At 55.2% G+C, this 2,166-nt stretch carries 3 protein-coding genes; all 3 read right to left on the reverse strand.

Going from position 1 to position 2,166, the window contains the following annotated elements; all coding sequences use genetic code 11:
* Positions 1-667: 667 nt before the first annotated feature.
* The gene (locus ACTQ1S_RS09220; protein WP_441547557.1) at positions 668-874 is read right to left on the reverse strand and encodes a hypothetical protein; all 207 of its coding nucleotides are present in this window, start codon (positions 872-874) and stop codon (positions 668-670) included.
* 48 nt (positions 875-922) lie between these two features.
* Positions 923-1,792 carry an aminotransferase class I/II-fold pyridoxal phosphate-dependent enzyme gene (locus tag ACTQ1S_RS09225; protein ID WP_441547558.1) on the reverse strand — a complete coding sequence of 290 codons (870 nt, stop codon included), beginning with the start codon at positions 1,790-1,792 and terminating at the stop codon, positions 923-925.
* 264 nt (positions 1,793-2,056) lie between these two features.
* The coding region (locus ACTQ1S_RS09230) for an arginine deiminase family protein (RefSeq protein ID WP_148332920.1) at positions 2,057-2,166 on the reverse strand (110 nt) is incomplete at its 5' end.

Consider the following 2,166-nt stretch of genomic DNA (forward strand, 5'->3'; position numbering starts at 1 on the left):
CAGGTTGAGGAGCTCGTCGCCGGGACGGTGCAGGCAGACCTTCCTGAGCTTGCCGATCTCGGAAGGCACGTGCAGACCTTTCGTCATGGCCTCCTACCTTTCTTTCGGGCCCTTGTCAGGGCCGATTCGTTAGCGCCCCTCCGTGTGAGGCGTTATTGCTGACGACATATTTATATCCAAAATCAACCCATACTTCCACCTTGCCCCCGAACGGTTTTTTATAGGGGGTGAACGGCATACACATATACTTCACGCATGGCACACTTCATCTTAATAAAGTGTATTTACGTGCTTAAACGCGTTTTCAATCCAAAAATCAAATGGAACTAAACTTTGTTAAACCACCCTCAGATTGCATATTTCGTGCAACGATATGAATAGAATTCGCAATTCTTGCTGTCTCTCAACCATTTTGATTTTTATTCATAAAAAAGTTTGTCCTATTCATTTTTAGCAAACAGATTACCGTTTACCAGACGTTGGATACCGTTCACCGGAAGCTTAGTATAAGGCCCGTCGAATACCCGATCGATCTTGCGTCTCCATTTGTAACAACTTGACTTTTCCGGCGGCAAAGACATACAGACCCGCTCCCCAAAAGGGAGCGGGTCTGTATTCGGTACACCTAGGGCCAAGTAAGGTTTAGGCCTTCGAGGGCCTCAAGGGATTAGCGATCGAACTCGGCCAGTGCCTCGCCCAGAAGCCTCAAGCCCTCGCGAAGAACATTTTCGCTCGCGCAGTAGCCCAGGCGTGCGCCGCAGGGAAGCTCAAAACGGCTGCCGGGCACCAGCAGTACTCCCCTCTCGGACAACAGGCGCTTGCAGAACTCCTCGTCGTCCTCGGGAATATCAAGCTGGATAAACGAGGTAGACACGCCCTGCGGGGCCGTCCAGGAAACGCGATGTTGCGTATCGATCCAAGCCTACGCGATATCGCGATTGCCAGACACGATCCTGCGGTTGCGCTCGAGAATCTTGTCCTTGTGCTCAAGCACATAGGTCGCCAGGGCATCGTTGAACACGCCGCCGCAGATCATGGTGTAATCGCGATAGGTGCGGATGCGATTGGACACCTCTTCGTCGGTCACGACCCAACCCACGCGGGCTGCAGGCGTCGAATAGGTCTTAGACACCGAGTTGGTGACAATGGCCTTCTCATACACGTCGGCCATCGACATAAAGGACTCGGTGTTCTCGAGCGGCAGATACACCTCGTCACACAGCACGTAGGCGCCCACCGAACGGGCGATCTCGGCAATCTGACCGAGCGTATCGGCATCAAGCACCGTACCGATGGGGTTCGAGGCGTTGTTGATGCAGATGAGTTTCGTGTTGGGACGCACCAGGCGCTTGAGCTCCTCGATATCGGGCTTCCAGCCGAGCTCCTCGCGAAGCTCCCAATACTCGACCTCGGCGCCGAGCGAACGCGGAATCTCATAGAGCGGCGCATAGGTAGGCCACTCGGCGATGACATGATCGCCGGGCTCGACCACGGCCATGATGGCGTTGAGGTTGGCACCCGTGCAGCCATTGGTCTGAAGAATGTGATCGGGATTGACCTCGCGACGATACAGCTTGGCGACCTCAGCCTTAAACTCCGGTGAACCCTCGATCCAGCCGTAGTTCATCTTCTCGCGGTCCAGGCGCTCGTAGAATGTGGCGCCGTCCTGCTCGTCGAGCGCGCGCAGCTCGCCCATGGTAAGCGAGGAGATCGTCGACTGGGCGATATCCCACGTAGCGCTCTTCTCCCAAACGTTAAGCCACTCCTCAACGCCGATCGTCTTGATATCCATGGTTAGGCTCCAATCGCTAGAACACGGGGGTGATGCCGGCAAAGGTCATGGGAATCGAGATGATGCCCAAAAGGCAAAGAAGCCGACACCGTTGGGGGGGGTATCAACGTGACTGCCCCTGGTCATATGGGCCGCCTTATCTGATGTTAATTAAGCTTCATTAAACAAGAATGGGGCGGTGCGAAAGATCCGCACCGCCCCAATGGGAGACATCTAATGGCAGCTAGATGTTTGTTTTAAGACCTGTACGGGTCTTTGAAAACCTTAGAGGTCCTCGCGCCAGAAGGGCATGCTCATGCAGCGCGGGCCGCCACGGCCGCGGGAGAGCTCGGCGGAGGGCACGACGAGAAGGTCCAGGCCCTCCTTGTACAGCA

It is taken from the genome of Collinsella sp. LCP21S3_D3 (genome assembly GCF_052118305.1).
Lineage (GTDB): Bacteria > Actinomycetota > Coriobacteriia > Coriobacteriales > Coriobacteriaceae > Collinsella.

Excerpts from the sequence above, each read along its gene's own strand:
- ACTQ1S_RS09225 (WP_441547558.1), bottom strand. The coding sequence starts at position 1,792 with ATGGATATCAAGACGATCGGCGTTGAGGAGTGGCTTAACGTTTGGGAG.